Consider the following 15,243-nt stretch of genomic DNA (forward strand, 5'->3'; position numbering starts at 1 on the left):
TGGGCATCATCCGTGCAGCGACAGGCGCCACACGCGATAGGGTTGATCGGGAGACAGCGTCAGAGCGCGGGTCTTTTCGTGCCAGGCCTCGCGGCTTTCGGCCAGGAGGTCTTCGGCAACGAGTTCCCCGGCATCGGCCTGGCCGAACAGCCAGAACGGCGCTTCGATCCGCGCGGACTGGGGCAGGAACGGATCCAGGCTGATGGCCACCAGCACCACGTTGCCGTGGCCGGGCGTGGACTTGTAGAACGCCAGCACCCGGTCGTTGCCGCTGGCCGCAAGGGTCAGGCCGCGGTGGGTCTGAAGCGCGGGATTGGCGTTCCGGATCTGGTTCAGGCGGGTGATCTCGGCACGGATGTTGCCGGGGCCGTGCCAGTCGCGCTGGCGCAGCTCGTATTTCTCGGAGTCCAGGTATTCTTCCTTGCCGGCCAAGGCCGCGCCCTCGCAGAGTTCGAAGCCGCTGTACATGCCCCACAGGCCGGATCCCAGCGCCGCCAGCGCCGCGCGTATCAGAAAGCCGGGGCGTCCCGAGGTCTGCAGGAAGAAGGGGTTGATGTCCGGCGTGTTCACAAAGAAGTGCGGCCGGAAGAAGTCGGCCGCCGGTGGCGTGGACACCTCTTCCAGATAGGCTTCCAGCTCCGCCTTCTCGTTGCGCCAGGTGAAATAGGTGTATGACTGCGTGAAGCCGATCTTCGCCAGCCGGTACATCATCTTCGGCCGCGTGAACGCCTCGGACAGGAAGATCACGTCCGGATGCTGCGCGTGGACTTCACCGATCATCCATTGCCAGAAGGGCAGCGGCTTGGTGTGCGGGTTGTCCACCCGGAAGATGCGCACGCCGTTCCTGACCCAGAACAGCACGACGTCGCGCAGCGCGCGCCACAGCCCCAGCTTGCGCGCGCGGCGCGCCGGCGCGCCATAGAAGGCGACGTTGACGATGTCCTCATATTTCTTGGGCGGGTTCTCGGCGTACCGCAGGGATCCGTCCGGGCGCCAGGAAAACCACTCGGGGTGCTGCGTCAACCAGGGGTGGTCGGGCGAGCACTGGATGGCGAAGTCCAGGGCGATCTCCATTCCTTGCTGGCCCGCGGCGTCCACCAGCCTCAGGAAATCCTCCAGCGTTCCCAGCTGGGGTTCGATGGCATCGTGCCCGCCGCTGCCCGATCCGATAGCGTAGGGGCTGCCCACATCATCGGGTTCGGCGCGCAGGCTGTTGTTGCGGCCCTTGCGGTTGCGCTGGCCGATAGGATGGATGGGCGGCAGGTAGAGCACGTCGAACCCCATGTCGCGCACGTCCGGCAGCCTGGCGATGACATCGTCGAAGGTGCCGTGCCGGCCGGGCTCGGTGGCCTGGGAACGGGGGAACAGTTCGTACCAGCTTGAATGGCAGGCCTGGCGGCGGTCCACCCAGACGGGGTAGGCCGACGCGCTGAGGGCTTCAAAGGGGTGGTCGTCCAGGGCCCGCATCGCGTCCGCCAGCCCGGGATCCAGCAGCGCGGCCACCTGCTCGAGCGTGGGCGGAACGGGACGCGCCAGGTCGGCATCCGCGAAAGCGTCCAGCGCGCGCTGGACGGGTCCGGCGTCGGCGCCCGCAGGCGGCTCGGCCTGCGCGCGCGCCAGGGCGTCGCGCAGCAGCGCCAGGCCTTCATGCACTTCCAGGCTCAGGTCGCGGCCGGCATGGTGCTTCAGTTCGATGTCGTGGCAAAAGGTGTGCCAGGCATCGAACCACGCGGCGATGATGAATTCGTGCGCGCCGACGCGGCGTGGCCGGAACGCGGCTTCCCAGCGGTCGTTCAGGCCGCGCTCCATCGGCACCGTACGCCATCGCGATTCGTCCTTGGCGCGCCAGCGCAGTTCGGCGGCAAGCTGGTCGTGGCCGTCCATGAATATGTCCGCCTGCACGGCGATGCGCGCGTGCGGAATGCTCTTGACCGGAAAGGCGCCGCCATCGACCGCGGGACTGACGTTCTCCAGGGCGATGCGCTGGTTCGCGACGTCGTCGGCGCGGGTCCGGTGGTGGCGCGCAATGTCGCGGACAGGCTCCGTGGGTTCCAGCATCAGCATGGCGCAGTCGCCGGGCGCCAGCGCACTGCCGTGCGCCTGCAGTCCCTCGGGCGGGGTGTACGGCACGATGTCGGCGGGCGGCAGCAGTGGCGCGAGCGCATCCCAGTCCAGCGCGGCCTCGCGGCTATCCGAAGGATTGATGGCGAGCGCGGCGGTCGCGCCTTGGGCGGTGTCGCGCAAGAGTGCGGTGCAGCCGCCGTCGCGCCCGCCCAGCATGCGCAGCGGGCCCTGCAGGCGGGAATCGGCGAACCATTGATGGACCTTTTCGACGCCGGGCAAGCTGCGCTCGTCCTCGTCGCTGAGCATCAGGCCGTCGCCGGACACGGCGGCGCTCCACAGCGCCCGCTTGCCATCGACGCCCGGCCGGGCGGCGCCCGCAAGCGGCGGCGAGGCGATCACCATGCCGATGGCGCGCAGCCTGGCGTCTTCCTCCGACAGCCAGGCGGATTTGAAGTCCCACCAGGGCAAGGACGAGAACACGGCGTCGAAGCCCGCGTCCCGCAGGCCCGCCAGGCTGTCGGGAGACAAACCCGGCGTCCAGGCCAGCAGGCGCAAGCCGGCCCGTTGCCGGCGCAGCGTGGCGCCCAGTTCGCGCCAGGCGGCGGCGGGCAGGCGCTGGGGCGTCTGGAAGACCAGGCCGTCCACGCCGTGGCTGACCCAGCGCGCCAGCCTTTCGGTCCATGCCGTCAGGAAACCGGGCGGCAAGGGGCCTTCATGCAGGTGCAGCAGGTTGCGCTCCTCGGCGGGCAGGCGCGGATCGCGCGCCGGATCGACATAGCGGGACTGGTACCAGCCCGGCGCCGCGGTGGCCGCAACCGCGTCCCGGGCGCAACGGTCCAGGATCACGTCCACGTACAAGCCCAGCCGGTGCGCCGACAGGCGCCGGGCGGTCTGGGCGTACCAGTGGGTGATCGGGACCTGCCTGCCGTCCATCAGCGCCGTATCGGCGTCCAGCGGAGCCCGCGAACGCCCGTCCGGCGCCAGCAGCCATGGGGCGGGAAGCAGCACGGCGTTGAATCCGCGCTGCTCAAGCCGGGGATACAGGCCGGGGGAGCCGCCGGTGCCGTCGTCCCCCACGCCACCGCGGGCATGGTACAGGCGCAATGGGGCGCGAGTCTGGGGAGTGGCACTGGGGGTCGGCACCGGATTTTCTCCTTAGACGGGCGCCGGCATGGCGCCGCCCGAACGTGGACGCGAGGCAATGGCGGCGGCGGCCGGCTTTCCGGCGGGTGCGGGCGCGGCATGGCGGTATTCGGGTTCGACCAGCGAGCGATACAGGCTCGCATACAGGACCACCGCGGAGTGCCAGCCGAAGTCGGCCATCATCGCGTTGCGTTGCATGATCCGCCACAGCACGGCGTGTCCGCGCAGGTCCATCGCCCGCGCGATGGCGGCGCTCATGGCCTGCGGGCTGTCGCCATCGAACAGCAGTCCATTGGCCGATGCCATGGCGGAAAGCGGGGCGCGCGCGCCCGGGTCTTCAATGGTGTCGGCCATGCCGCCCACGCGCGAGCCGATCGGCACGGAGCCGTAGCGCATGGCATAGAGCGGCGTCAGGCCAAAGGGTTCGAACCGGCTTGCGTGCAGCAGGATGTCGGAGCCGGCATGCAGGCGATGGGCGATGCCCTCGTCATAGCCGATGTGAGTGGCGCAGCGGCCGGGATAGCGGCTGGCGATGGCCTGCAGGGCCTGTTCCAGCCGGTGGTCGCCCTGGCCCAGGATCGCCACCTGCAAGGCGGGGTGCCGATCCAGCGCCTCGGGCAGCGCCTGCACGGCGACATCCACCATTTTCTGTTCGGTCAGGCGGTTGCCCATGCCCATCAGCGTGGCGCCGGCGTCCGGATGCAGCCCGAATTCGCGCTGCAGGGCCGCTTTGCAATGAACCTTGTTCGCCAGGTCGCGAACCGAGTAGCGGTGGCTGCGCAGATAGGGGTCCCGCGCGGGATTCCAGAGCACATTGTCGATGCCGTTCGGAATGGGCAGCAGGTCGTCGGCCCGTCGTCTTAGCAGATCGTCCAGCCCGCAGCCAAACGCGGGGGTCATGATCTCGCGGGCGTAGGTATGGCTGACGGTCGTGACGCGGTCGGCGTAGCGGATGCCGGCCTTCAGGAAATTCAGCCGGCCCCAGGCCTGCGCGCCATCGTCGACGCGAGCCCAGTCCGGGATGCCGAACGAATCGGCGCACTCCATCGGGAACAAGCCCTGGAATGCCAGGTTGTGGATGGTCATCACGCTTTTGACATCATGCAGGCGCGCCGCGCGCAGCAGCAGGGGCACCAGCCCCGCGTGCCAGTCGTGGGCATGCACCAAAGTGGGCCGCAGCAGGCCGGGCAGTCCCGCCGCCACGCGCACGGCCGCGTGCGAGAGGGCGGCGTAGCGCACACCGTTGTCGGGATGCTCGCAGCCGTTTTCGTCGGCATAGATCCCGGCGCGGTCATAAAGCGCATCGTTTTGCAGCAGCAGGAAATCCAGGCCGGATTGCGGACATTTGCCCGCCAGCAACTGGGCATCCCCGCCAGGCAGGTCAGTCAGTGTGGCCACCGCGCGAACGCGCTTCAGTTTGGCCAGCACGCCCCGGTACGCCGGGAGCAGCACGGCCAGTGGCATCCGCGCCTCGGTCAGCGCGCGCGCCATGCCCGTGATGGCATCGCCCAGGCCGCCCGTTTTGGCCAGGGGGAACGCTTCCCCCGCTACGATCAGGGTTCTCGTCTTCGCCATGCTTGCTCCAGGTAAGGGGCGGGCGTCAATGGAAGATGGAAGATTGCGAGTCGATTGCGATTCCGCCGAGGCCTCCGAATACGCAAGCGGTGTGCCCAAACCCCGGCGCGGCGGAGAAAATGCGGCGGTGCAGCAGAAAAACGCCGTTTCCGGTCCCCCAAAAGACGGCTGAGGCGGAAGACGTAGGCACCGTAGCTCGGCCGCTTTGTAATTTCTATCGCCCGGGTGCGCCCAATTTCCCTTTTCAAGCAGGAACGGCGGTTGCTGCCGCCAGTCGCTTCCGGTGACGATCGCAGGGAGAAAGGTATGGAAACGGTGTCGGACTTTGTGTTGAAGCGGCTGTCGCAATGGGGCGTCAGAAGGGTGTTCGGGTATCCCGGCGACGGGATCAACGGGCTGATCGGCGCCTTCGGCCGCACCGAGGAGCCGCTGGAATTCATCCAGGCCCGCCACGAGGAGAGCGCCGCGTTCATGGCATGCGCCCATGCCAAGTTCACCGGACAGGTTGGCGTGTGCCTCGCCACGTCGGGGCCCGGCGCCATCCATCTGCTCAATGGACTGTACGACGCCAAGCTGGACCATCAGCCCGTGGTCGCCCTGGTGGGCCAGCAGGCCCGCAGCGCGCTGGGCGGCGACTACCAGCAGGAGGTCGATCTGGTCAGCCTGTTCAAGGACGTGGCGCACGATTTCGTGCATATGGCCGCGACCGCCAGTCAGGCCCGCCACATGGTGGACCGCGCCATGCGTATCGCCATGGAGCGGCGCAGCGTCACCTGCGTGATCTTTCCGAACGATGTGCAGGATCTGCCCGCGGTCGAGATTCCGCCGCGCGAGCACGGCACCGTCCGTACGGGGATAGGCGTGACCTCGCATGCCGGCGTGCCTGGGCAGGATGCGCTGCGCAACGCCGCCGACCTTCTCAATCGCGGCGAACGGGTCGCGATGCTGGTGGGCGCAGGTGCGCTGGAGGCGGGCGGCCAAGTCCGCCAGGTTGCCGAGCTGCTGGGCGCCGGTGTGGCCAAGGCGCTGCTCGGCAAGGCGGTCCTGCCCGACAGCCTGCCTTACGTCACCGGCGCCATCGGCTTGCTGGGCACCCAGCCCAGCTGGGAGATGATGAATGAATGCGACACCTTGCTGATGGTGGGGACTTCATTTCCCTATGCGGAATTCCTGCCCAGGGAGGGGCAGGCGCGGGCGGTGCAGATCGACCGCGACGGGCGCAAACTGAGCCTGCGCTATCCCGTAGAGGTAGGCCTGGTCGGAGACAGCAGACTGACGCTGGAGGCGCTGGTCCCGCTGCTGGAGCACAAGAAGGCGCGCCGCTGGCGGGAGCGGATCGAAAAGCAGGTGGCGAACTGGCGGGACACCGTGCATGCGCGCGCGATGGTGGACGCCAAGCCGCTGAATCCGCAGCGCCCGTTCCTGGAGTTGTCCAGGCGCCTGCCGCCCCAGGCCATCATTGCCTGCGACTCCGGCTCCGCGGCGAACTGGTACGCCCGGGACATCGAGATGCAGGAAGGAATGATGGGGTCGGTGTCGGGTGGGCTGGCCACAATGGGCTGCGGCGTGCCCTATGCGCTGGCGGCGAAGCTTGCCTATCCGGAACGTCCCGTGATTGCACTGGTGGGCGACGGCGCCATGCAGATGCTGGGCATCAATGAACTGATCACGATCGCCCACCGCTGGAAGGACTGGGCCAATCCCACGCTCGTCGTCATGGTGCTCAACAACCGCGACCTGAACCTGGTTACCTGGGAACAGCGCGTGATGGGCGGCGACCCGCGCTTTGCGGACTCGCAGTGGCTCCCGGAATTCTCCTACGCCGACTATGGCCGCCTGCTGGGCCTGGAGGGCATCCGCGTCGACAGCGCGGAGCAGGTCGGCCCCGCGTGGGAGCGGGCGCTGTCGGCGGCGCGGCCCGTGGTGCTGGAAATGGTGACCGACCCCGAGGTGCCGCCGCTGCCGCCGCACATCCCGGCCAAACAGATCGCCGCGTACTTCCAGGCGCTGCGCAAAGAGGAGGCGGCGGCGGGCGGCGAGGCCTTGCGCGCCACGATCAAGCAATGGTGGGCATGAGTTGCGGCCCATCGCCAGATTCCACCAAGTCAGGAGCACGTCATGGCAAATCCGTCTTCAACGAAATCCCCGAAGCCGGGGCAGGGTGGGCGTCCCGTGCCCGAGCACGCGCCCGAGCAGGCGCCCGCCGAACAGCCCGAACCGGACTCGTCCGGCCGCGACAAGGACGAGAAGGGGCGGTGGCCGCCGGACAGCCTTCCCAATCCCATGCCCGGCCTGGACCCGCAGCAGACGCCGGGCATCGACCGGCTGGGCAGCCGGCATGCGGCTTGCGGCTGAGCCCGGGCTTGCGCCATGCCGCCGGGCATGGATCCACCTTTAAAGGAGAGCACATGAACAAGCAACAGAGGCTGCGCGATATGTTTCAACCGTCGGACAGTTCAACGCGCACCATGCGCGACCTGATCTCCGGCACCGAGGACCTGCTGCGCAGCACGGCCAGCTACGGCGGGTCCGAAATCGAAGCCGCGCGCGACAAACTCAAGCATCAGCTCGACGCCGCGCGCGAACAGGCCAAGGGCTGGGAGCGCGCCGCCTGGGATCGGGCCCGCGAGGTATCGCATGCCACCGATGAGTATGTGCACGAGAACGCATGGAAGAGCGTGGCCGGCGCCGCCCTGATCGGCGTGCTGGCGGGCATCTGCATGATGTCCGGTCACGGGCGCCGCTGACGCGGCGCGATCCTGGCACGCCGGCGGGGCCGGCCCGGGCATCGCGCCTGGGACCGGCCCCGACTTATTTGGCCACGCCGGTAAAAAATGCCGACAGCGCCCGGTCCCGCAAGCGCGCGCCGCCCGCCGAGCGCCCGGCACATCGCTTGCGTAGGGACTGGAGGCGCGGCGACAGGTTGCCCCGCTGCACATTTCATCCAGGAGACTGACCATGAACCAACCGATAACAGGCGCCGGGCAGGCGCAGACCCAGACCAACATCGTGGGCGGCCCCAAGCGCGACCCCAGCGGCCCGGGCCCGCAAGTGATGGCGGCCGGCACCCTTGAAGGCAACGACGTGTACAACCCCGCGGGCGAATCGCTGGGCAGCATCCAGGACATCATGCTGGATGTGCCTCATGGCCGGATCGCCTACGCGGTATTGTCCCGCGGCGGCCTGCTGGGCATCGGCGACAAGCTGTACGCCATTCCGTGGGGTGCGCTGACGCTGGATACCGACCGCAAGTGTTTTGTGCTGAACGTGGATAAGGACACGCTCAAGAACGCCGAAGGGTTCGACAAGGACAATTGGCCGAGCATGGCGGACGAGACCTGGGCGCGCGGCATCCATCAGTACTACAACCAGCCGCCGTACTGGTAGCCCGCGGCAGAGAGCAGCATCATGCATGCCGATGGCAGACTGGTTGCAATATCCACCTACTTCAACGACGCCGTCGTCAGTTGCGGGGGGCTGCTGGCGGCGCGCCCGGACAGCACCGTGCTCACGGTGTTTTCCGGCATGCCGCTAGGGGCCGGGCAGATGACCGAACAGGATCGCCGCTGCGGCTTCAAGGATGGCCGGCAGGCGGTCCTGACGCGGCACGCCCAAAGCGAGCGCGCGCTGTCCTTGCTGGGCGTGCGCGGCGTGCAGATGGACCTGCTGGACGAGCAGTACCTGGACAGCGGCGAAGGCGGGCGTCTCACCGGCGCCCTGGCCTGCGCGCTGTCCACCTTGCGCCCGCGCATCATCCTCATGCCGCTGGGGCTGTTCCATTCGGCGCATGTGCGGGTCTGCGACGCCGCGCTGACCATCCGCGGCCTGTTCCAGCGCGTCATCTGGGTGGCGTACGAGGAGGCCTCGGACCGCGGCCGCCCGGGCCTCGTGCAGGAACGGCTGGCCACCTTGCTGAGGCGGCAGATCATGGCGACCCCGATCGGCATCGCCGGAAATGGCGCTCCCGGCGCCAGGCAGCGCGCGGTGGCGGCCCATGCAAGCCTGGCTTGCGCAGCGGATTCCGGACAAGGTGCGCCGCGGGATGGCGCGCCGCCGGAGCGCTACTGGCGGCTGTCCTGGCAGCGCGACAAGAGCCGCTGATCGGTCCGCGCCAGCCGGGCACGAAGCTTGCGTGGGGACTCCCGGTCCTGTTGCGCTCGCGTGCGTCCTCATCCTTTTTGACCATTGATGAACGATTGCGCATCCGGGACGATGCTCAGGTTGCGCCTGGCGCCTCGCCTCGCTATGGTGAAAAGGGGCGCGGCGCACCGGGCGCCGCCGCCACCGCTAACTTCGGGAACCACAATGAGCTTGAACGCAGCCGCCCAGCCTGGCCGGTCACGCTGGGGCAACGCCCTGGCCATCCTGCTTCTGATCGGAGCGCTTGCTGCGGTCCTGGCATTTGCGGCGATCCGCATCGCCGAGCAGCGCATCGCAAGCATGCTGGGCCCGCGCAGCCAGGTGGGCGACGTGCAGGTCGGGTTCAGGCAGGTGGTGCTGACGGACGTGGTCGTGCCAGGCGCCTCGGGGCAGGCGGGCGCGCGGGCGCGCCGCATCGTGCTTGAACCGGAATGGTCGGCGTTCTTGCAGCACGAGGCGGTTTTCAAGCGTGTGCTCATCGAGGGTTTCGATTTCGCGGTCGTCCGTGGCGCGGACGGCGATATGCAGATATCGCCCGCCGTGCAGGCCGCGTTGCGTGCCGGAGCCGGCGGCGATTCCCCGTCGCGCCGCAGCACGCCCATCCACGTCGCGGACCTGATCCTGCGCGACGGGCGGCTGGACTACCTGGATGGCGTGGTCTCGAAGCCGCCGCACCGCATTCCCTTTACAGCGGTGCAGGCGCGTCTGCGCCCCGTGATGATCCCCGGCGACGGTTCTCCCAGCGAAATGGAGTTCAGCGGCAAGATCGAAGACAACCGCAATGGGGAATCGACAGTGCGGGCGCATGGGCAGGTGGTGATCGGCGGCACCGATACCGACATGACGGTGGCGGTGCGCAACATGGACATCCGCTACGCGGCGCCGTATCTGTCGGAGAACGGCGCGGGGTCCCTGACGGGCGGGGCGATGGACCTGGACATGAAGACCACCATTGCCAGGCGCGAATTGCGCGCTTCGGGCGCCGTGGCGCTGCACGGCCTGAAGTTCGGCGGGGACGGCAACCTGTTCTCCCTGCCGCGCAAGGCCGTGCTGGCCGCGCTGAAGGACAAGAGCGGGACGGTGCGCTTTCAATTCGAGCTGGCTGGCAAGCTGGATAATCCAAAGTTCTCGGTCACGCGCGGCTTCTCGGCCCAGGTCGCACAGGGTTTCGGCAAGGCGATCGGCGTGGGCGCGGAAGGCGCGGCCGAAGGCGTCAGCGGCGCCGTCAAGGAATTGGGCAACGCGCTGTCCGACCTGCTCAGCCCCAAGCCCTGAGCGGCGCGGGCGGCCATCATGGCGCGGGCCGGGGACGGCCCACGCGCGCGCCCATGACCATCTCCGTCACCCAGTTCACCAGGATGGACGTGTAGGCCTGCTGCGACGCCTTGTCGCTCAGGCCATGATCCGCGCCATCCAGGATGCGGTGCGTCAGCGAATGCGACCGCCTGAACGCGGACCGGTAGCTCATGATCGTGGAGTGCGGAATATAGAGGTCGTGCTCGGCCTCGACGATAAGCACGTCTCCCGGGAACTCGGCGCAGGCCGACAGCGCCCGGTTGCTTTCCGGTTCCACATGGCTGTTGCGGTAGGCGCGCAGCGTGTCGCGATTGAGCTGGTTCTTGGGCAGCATCCATTCGTCGTCCCGATACAGCGCGGGCACGTGCAGCGCCAGCCAGCGCACGCGCCGCAGCCCGCTCAGGATGGCGGCCAGGTAGCCCCCATAGCTGCTGCCCACCACCGCGACCGAGCCGCTGTCGAGCGACGGATGGGACGCCAGCCGGTCATAGGCCGCCATGACGTCGCGCAGATTGTCGTCGCGCGACACCCGCATCTGCTGCGCCTGGGTCGCGGCGTGGCCACGCAGGTCGAAGGTGAGGCAGACGCAGCCAAGCGCGGCGATGCCCTTGGCCCGGGCCAGGTCGAACGCCTGGTCGCCGCCCCAGCCGTGGATGAACAGGACGCCAGGCACCTTGCTTTCCGGTGTGAGGAAGGTGCCCGCCAGGCGCTGGTCCGCCACTTCGATGTGGATCGGGTCGCTATAGGCCGCCATCGTCCTCCTCCAGGATGCCGCCGGACTTGGTGATCATGCCTACGGCGGAGTCCTCGCCGCGGTACACATAGCGCTGCGGCGCCGGCTCCGGTTCGTCCCGGCCATAGCGCTCGCGGGTGTCCGCCAGCACTGTTTTCAGGGACGGGGACAGCATGAACGCCTGCAGCGCGGCCAGTTCGGCGATGCTGGCGCCACCCGCGCGCCAGGACTGCTCGAGCACGCCGGCGCGGGGTTCGCCCCTTGCGGTGCGTCCGATGGCGACGTCGTAGTTGCGGCGCGAGGCGTAGAAGTCCGGATAGGCGGTGGAAACCGCCGTGTCGTAGCGGCACGCCAGTTCGACGGCCTGGCGCTGCTCGCCGGACAGGTCCAGCGCCCGCAGCTGGTCAAAGCCGCCGCGGGCAAAGCAGAGCGTGGAGCCTCCGTAGACGGGAATTCCGTCGTTGTCCGGCGTCAGGCACTGTGTGCCGACATAGGAGGTCTCCAGCTTGCCCACGCGCGCCCAGCCTACGCTGTAGGTGGATATCTCCGCCAGGTCTTCCTCCAGCACCAGCCCCAGCCGGCGGACGGACGCGGCGTGCTGCGGGGCGAGGCCCTTGCGCAGTTCCTCCGGCGTAGTGACGACGATCTGGCCGCGGCCCGCGGTGGCGTCCGCCGGCTTGATGCGCAGCGGTCCATGCCGCAGCAGCCGTAAGCCGGCGCGGTGGGCGTCTTCCAGCGTGAAGGCGGAATAGCCGTTGAGCACCACCTCGCGCAACTCGTCGGCCAAGGCCCGCACCCAGCCCTCGGGCGCCTTGGCCTGCGCGTCCAGCACCCCATGGGTAATGGATTTGGACGCAACAAAGGCGTGCGGCGTCACGCCGCCGTACAGGTCGGCCGCGCGCGTGATGCCCAGTTGCGCGGCGCGCGCGAGGCTGGTGATGCTGCGGTCCGGCACATAGTAGGGCGGAGGCTCGCCGCGATGCCTGCTGGGCCGGAAACCGGGCACAAAGCGCAGCCCCAGCAGGGCGGCCAGCCGCAAGGCAAGCGCTTCCTGGGAAGCGATTTCATGCTCGGACGCGCCCGCGCGCCGGGGATAGGCGGCGACCGTTCCGGTGCCGCTGGAATCAGGGGGACGGTTCATGGCGGGGTTCACAGCAAGCGCCGTGCCGGGCCGCCGGGTGGCGCGGGAGCCTTAGGGCGGCGCAGGCCGAGGCGCAGTTCGACCAGCGGGAAGGCCGCCAGCGCCAGGCACAGGGGCGCCAGCGCGTAAAGCGCGCGGTAGGTCAGCGCCGCGCCCAGGACCTCGGCCGCAGGGATCTGCGGCGCCAGCGCGGCCACGAAAATGGCCTCCGTGGTGCCCAGTCCGCCCGGCACCCGGGTGATGACGGCGGCAAAGCTGGTGCAAAGCAGGATGCCCAGCACCGCCGGGTAGCTGGCCTTGCCCTGCAGCAGCACATAGACGATGCCGCCCATGATCGCCCAGGACAGCGCGGCGACGGCGCTTTGCGCGATCGCCATGCCCCCGCTGGGCAAGGCCACGCGCTGGCCCATCCAGGTCCAGGTCCGGCGGCGGGATCTCGCGCAGGTCAGCGCATAGGCGCCGGCCAGGGCCAGCAGGGCCGCGCCCAGCAGGCGCAGCATGCCCGAACCGATCTCCCAGCCCGCGGGCACCGGCACCGCGCCCCATGCGAACAGCGCGCCGGCCAGCCAGCCATAGCCGATCCAGTTCGAAGCGGCCGAGAACAAGGCCACCCGGGTCGCGACGGACTTGCGGCAACCCAGCCGCGTGTACAGGCGCAGGCGCGCGCCCAGCCCGCCCAGCAGCACGCCCAGGTTCAGGTTCAAGGCGTAGCTCACCATCGCCACGCCCAGCACCTTGGGGGCCGCCAGGGCATGGTGCGTGTAGCGCCTGGCCAGCAGGTCCAGGCTGCCATAGGCCAGATAGCCCGCCAGCACCATCCCCGCCGCCACCGCAATCGTCTCATTCGGAATCTTGCGCATGGCGATCCAGACCTGCGGCCAGTCCACCGAGCGCCCGAAGTAATACAGCAGCCCGGCCACCACCAGCAGCACCAGCACGGGCAGGACGCGCTTGATCCGTGGCCAGCGGTGCCGCAGGGCCCTCATTGCGGAGGAACGGAAGACCCTCATGCCGTCTCCCTGCCGGTCTCGGCCGCAATGGAGTGCAGGCGGGGCTTGTGGGCGGGCAGGCTGCCGGCCCAGGCGGGAAAGCGCCGCAGGAAGTGAAACACCACCACGCCGATCCACAGGCGCCGAAGCCGGCGCTTGGAATCCTTGGGCAATTCGACGGGGCGGCAGTCCTGCTCAATCAGCTGGTCCAGGCTGCGGCGCAGCGAGGCGTTGAGCGACGCGTCCCGCGCCACCACATTGGCTTCCAGGTTCAAGGCCAGGCTCAGCGGATCCAGGTTGCTGGATCCTATCGTCGACCAGTCGTCGTCCACGCAGGCCACTTTGCCGTGCAGCGGCCGCTTGCAGTATTCGTAGATCTCCACGCCGGCGTCTATCAGGTAGTCGTAGAGCATCGTCGCCGCCAGCCGGGCCACCAGCACATCGGGCTCGCCCTGCAGCAGCAGCCTGACGCGCACGCCGCGGCGGGCCGCGTTGGCCAGGTCGCGCAGCAGGTGATAGCCGGGGAAAAAGTAGGCGTTGGCGATCAGCACGTCCTGGCGCGCGGACCGTACGCCGGCGCGGTAATAGCGTTCGATGTCGCTCTGGTGGCTTACGTTGTCGCGCACCACCAGGCGGCCGCCGCCGTCGCCGGCGGGCATCGAGTCCAGGCGCGCCGCCCGGCGGCGCTGGCGGCGCGGCCGGCCATTGCCAAGCGCGTCCCGGGCAAAGTCCGCGATGTCCGCCGCCAGGGGGCCCTCCAGCCGCACCGCGTAGTCCTGCTTGGCCTCGGGCCCGAACTCGGGCAGGTGGTCCGCCGAGAAATTGATGCCGCCGACGAACGCGAGCCGCCGGTCCACGGCCACGATCTTCCGGTGCATGCGCCGGAACACATTGGTGCGTACTCCCAGGAAGCGCGGACGCGGGTCGAACACGTGAAAGCGGATCCCGCTTTCCGTCATGGCCCCGACGAAGGCGTCGCTCAACTCGTCGGACCCATAGCCATCGACCGTCATGTCCACGCTGACTCCGCGCCGAGCCGCGGCGATCAGGGCGCGCTGGATGTCCTGGCCCACGGCATCGTCAAAGAGGATGAAGGTCTCCACCAGCACCTCGCTCTGCGCGGCCTCGATGGCCTCGATCACGGCGGGAAAATATTCGGTGCCGTTTTCGAGCAGGGTGTAGCGGTTGTGTTCGCGCCAGCCCAGGTTCATAGCGCTATCTCCGCGCAGATCGGCACGTGGTCGGACAAGCGTGACCACACCCGCGAGGCCAGCGGCACCGGCTGCCAGTCGCGCACGCTGCGCACATAGATGCGGTCCAGGCGCAGGAAGGGCCAGCGCGCGGGAAAGGTCCTGGCGGGACGGCCCAGTCGGGAAGTGAACACCTCGCGAGTGCCGCAGTCCCGCATCAGGCGGTCGGCGCGCAGGCGCCAGTCGTTGAAATCGCCGGCGATGAGCAGGGGCTCATTGGCGGGCACGCCGTGCGTAACCAGTTCGCACAGGCGGCGCAACTGCTGGCCGCGGTGGTGCTCCAGCAGCCCCAGATGGACGCAGATCGCATGGACCGGGGCGGGCAGGGAAGGCGGACGCAGCACGCAATGCAGCAAGCCGCGGCCCTCATGGCCATCCACGCTCACGTCATGGTTATGGTGCCGCTCGATCGGATAGCGCGACAGGATCGCATTGCCGTGGTGGCCTTCCGGATAGACGGCGTTGCGGCCATAGGCGTAGTCCGTCCACAGCGTGTCCGCCAGGAACTCATATTGGGATTGGGACGGCCATGAGTCATGGCGCCCGGCATGGGCCTGATGCTCTCCCAGCACCTCTTGCAGGAAAACCACGTCCGGAGCCGCCTTGCGCAGCGCTTCGCGCAGTTCGTGCAGCATGAAACGGCGGTTGAAACTGGTGAAGCCCTTATGGGTATTCACGGTCAGCACCGTCAGCGTCGTGGCGTCGATATAGTGCGAGGGGACCATGGAAGCTCCGGTATACGCGATCTGTCCGGGCGAGCAAGCGCCGTTCCCGCGGCGTAACGAAACGTCAGTCCAAGGGCGGCGCGGCATGCGATGCCCCGTCCGGGTCCCGGTAGGGGACGCATGAGCAAATGAGAAATCGGCATTTCTCAAGCGCAGGCCGCAGGCCTAAGATCCGCAGCTTCCCACC

General features: G+C 68.7%; 13 protein-coding genes. 6 read left to right on the plus strand and 7 right to left on the minus strand.

The genetic code is table 11. The features are described from left to right. Positions 1–6: 6 nt before the first annotated feature. Positions 7–3,207 carry an alpha-1,4-glucan--maltose-1-phosphate maltosyltransferase gene (locus HLG70_RS06775; protein WP_171662501.1) on the minus strand — a complete coding sequence of 1,067 codons (3,201 nt, stop codon included), beginning with the start codon at positions 3,205–3,207 and terminating at the stop codon, positions 7–9. Positions 3,208–3,219: 12 nt separating this feature from the next. Beyond that, positions 3,220–4,782, minus strand: coding sequence for a glycogen synthase GlgA (glgA, locus tag HLG70_RS06780; protein ID WP_171662499.1), 1,563 nt, complete (start codon positions 4,780–4,782; stop codon positions 3,220–3,222). A 306-nt stretch (positions 4,783–5,088) separates the two neighbouring features. On the opposite strand from glgA, the gene HLG70_RS06785 reads away from it, so the two are divergent. From HLG70_RS06785 to HLG70_RS06810, 6 genes are all read left to right on the plus strand, one after another. Continuing rightward, positions 5,089–6,858, plus strand: coding sequence for a thiamine pyrophosphate-requiring protein (locus HLG70_RS06785; RefSeq protein ID WP_171662497.1), 1,770 nt, complete (start codon positions 5,089–5,091; stop codon positions 6,856–6,858). Positions 6,859–6,900: 42 nt separating this feature from the next. After that, complete coding sequence (locus tag HLG70_RS06790; RefSeq protein ID WP_234102962.1) at positions 6,901–7,137, plus strand: hypothetical protein; 237 nt, start codon at positions 6,901–6,903, stop codon at positions 7,135–7,137. Between the two features lie 53 nt (positions 7,138–7,190). Beyond that, a complete protein-coding gene (locus HLG70_RS06795) occupies positions 7,191–7,529 on the plus strand; it encodes a DUF883 family protein (protein ID WP_171662496.1) in 339 nt (112 codons plus the stop codon). 211 nt (positions 7,530–7,740) lie between these two features. Continuing rightward, positions 7,741–8,169, plus strand: a complete 429-nt coding sequence (locus HLG70_RS06800) for a PRC-barrel domain-containing protein (protein ID WP_171662495.1) — start codon at positions 7,741–7,743, stop codon at positions 8,167–8,169. A gap of 21 nt (positions 8,170–8,190) precedes the next feature. Then, entirely contained in the window at positions 8,191–8,883 is a 693-nt protein-coding gene (locus HLG70_RS06805) for a PIG-L family deacetylase (protein ID WP_171662494.1), read from the plus strand. A 204-nt stretch (positions 8,884–9,087) separates the two neighbouring features. After that, positions 9,088–10,197 (plus strand): DUF748 domain-containing protein, encoded by a 1,110-nt coding sequence (locus HLG70_RS06810; protein ID WP_171662493.1) that lies wholly within the window; start codon positions 9,088–9,090, stop codon positions 10,195–10,197. Positions 10,198–10,213: 16 nt separating this feature from the next. On the opposite strand, the gene HLG70_RS06815 is transcribed toward HLG70_RS06810, so the two are convergent. The 5 genes from HLG70_RS06815 to HLG70_RS06835 are packed head-to-tail and all read right to left on the minus strand — an operon-like array spanning position 10,214 to position 15,056. Then, entirely contained in the window at positions 10,214–10,972 is a 759-nt protein-coding gene (locus HLG70_RS06815; protein ID WP_171662492.1) for an alpha/beta hydrolase family protein, read from the minus strand. Next, positions 10,959–12,092 carry a DUF3182 family protein gene (locus tag HLG70_RS06820; RefSeq protein WP_171662491.1) on the minus strand — a complete coding sequence of 378 codons (1,134 nt, stop codon included), beginning with the start codon at positions 12,090–12,092 and terminating at the stop codon, positions 10,959–10,961. The genes HLG70_RS06815 and HLG70_RS06820 overlap by 14 nt, the downstream gene beginning before the upstream one ends. Positions 12,093–12,100: 8 nt before the next feature. Continuing rightward, positions 12,101–13,102 (minus strand): lysylphosphatidylglycerol synthase transmembrane domain-containing protein, encoded by a 1,002-nt coding sequence (locus HLG70_RS06825; RefSeq protein WP_171662490.1) that lies wholly within the window; start codon positions 13,100–13,102, stop codon positions 12,101–12,103. Then, positions 13,099–14,292, minus strand: coding sequence for a cardiolipin synthase ClsB (gene clsB, locus HLG70_RS06830; RefSeq protein ID WP_171662488.1), 1,194 nt, complete (start codon positions 14,290–14,292; stop codon positions 13,099–13,101). Before clsB ends, HLG70_RS06825 begins: the two co-directional genes overlap by 4 nt. After that, positions 14,289–15,056 carry an endonuclease/exonuclease/phosphatase family protein gene (locus HLG70_RS06835; RefSeq protein ID WP_171662486.1) on the minus strand — a complete coding sequence of 256 codons (768 nt, stop codon included), beginning with the start codon at positions 15,054–15,056 and terminating at the stop codon, positions 14,289–14,291. Before HLG70_RS06835 ends, clsB begins: the two co-directional genes overlap by 4 nt. Positions 15,057–15,243 lie beyond the last annotated feature (187 nt).

It is taken from the genome of Achromobacter deleyi, assembly GCF_013116765.2.
GTDB lineage: Bacteria > Pseudomonadota > Gammaproteobacteria > Burkholderiales > Burkholderiaceae_B > Achromobacter > Achromobacter deleyi_A.

Coding starts and splice junctions, on each gene's coding strand:
- HLG70_RS06825 (WP_171662490.1), bottom strand. CDS start 13,102: ATGAGGGTCTTCCGTTCCTCCGCAATGAGGGCCCTGCGGCACCGCTGG.
- HLG70_RS06790 (WP_234102962.1), top strand. CDS start 6,901: ATGGCAAATCCGTCTTCAACGAAATCCCCGAAGCCGGGGCAGGGTGGG.
- HLG70_RS06835 (WP_171662486.1), bottom strand. CDS start 15,056: ATGGTCCCCTCGCACTATATCGACGCCACGACGCTGACGGTGCTGACC.
- HLG70_RS06795 (WP_171662496.1), top strand. CDS start 7,191: ATGAACAAGCAACAGAGGCTGCGCGATATGTTTCAACCGTCGGACAGT.
- glgA (WP_171662499.1), bottom strand. CDS start 4,782: ATGGCGAAGACGAGAACCCTGATCGTAGCGGGGGAAGCGTTCCCCCTG.
- HLG70_RS06810 (WP_171662493.1), top strand. CDS start 9,088: ATGAGCTTGAACGCAGCCGCCCAGCCTGGCCGGTCACGCTGGGGCAAC.
- HLG70_RS06805 (WP_171662494.1), top strand. CDS start 8,191: ATGCATGCCGATGGCAGACTGGTTGCAATATCCACCTACTTCAACGAC.
- HLG70_RS06820 (WP_171662491.1), bottom strand. CDS start 12,092: ATGAACCGTCCCCCTGATTCCAGCGGCACCGGAACGGTCGCCGCCTAT.
- HLG70_RS06800 (WP_171662495.1), top strand. CDS start 7,741: ATGAACCAACCGATAACAGGCGCCGGGCAGGCGCAGACCCAGACCAAC.
- HLG70_RS06785 (WP_171662497.1), top strand. CDS start 5,089: ATGGAAACGGTGTCGGACTTTGTGTTGAAGCGGCTGTCGCAATGGGGC.
- clsB (WP_171662488.1), bottom strand. CDS start 14,292: ATGAACCTGGGCTGGCGCGAACACAACCGCTACACCCTGCTCGAAAAC.
- HLG70_RS06815 (WP_171662492.1), bottom strand. CDS start 10,972: ATGGCGGCCTATAGCGACCCGATCCACATCGAAGTGGCGGACCAGCGC.